The sequence below is a fragment of the Neisseria sp. P0019.S002 genome (genome assembly GCF_051957155.1).
GTDB classification, from domain to species: Bacteria; Pseudomonadota; Gammaproteobacteria; order Burkholderiales; family Neisseriaceae; genus Neisseria; species Neisseria perflava.
The window spans coordinates 1-453 of the sequence record NZ_JBQCWS010000125.1; the positions used below are offsets into that span (position 1 = coordinate 1).

The window sequence follows — 453 nt, forward strand, 5'->3', positions numbered from 1 at the left end:
AGGTGACCGGGCGCATCCTCGAACGCCACAACTTCGAGGTCAGCGTCGCCCGCGACGGCGTGGAAGCACTGGAGCGCCTGGAAGAACGCGTGCCCGACCTGATGCTGCTGGACATCGAGATGCCGCGCATGGATGGTTACGAGCTGGCCACCGCGATGCGCGCCGACCCGCGCTACCAGGACGTGCCGATCGTGATGATCACCTCGCGCAGCGGCGACAAGCACCGCCAGCGCGCCTTCGAGATCGGCGTGCAGCGCTACCTGGGCAAGCCGTACCAGGAGCTGGACCTGATGCGTAACGTGTACGACCTGCTGGGGATCGCCCGTGTCCGTGAGTGAAGCCCAGGCGGCCCCGGCCGTCGCCCTGCTGGCCCGTCCTGGCGCAGCGCGCGAGCGCCTGCGCGAGGCGTTGTCGCATGCCGATGTGCAGCTGGTGCTGGAAGACGACCCCAAC

1 protein-coding gene is annotated in these 453 nt (G+C 68.7%); it reads left to right on the forward strand.

The features are described from left to right. Positions 1-338: response regulator (locus ACTHTY_RS11890; RefSeq protein WP_440367834.1), on the forward strand; the 338-nt coding region annotated here is incomplete at its 5' end. Between the last annotated feature and the right edge of the window lie 115 nt (positions 339-453).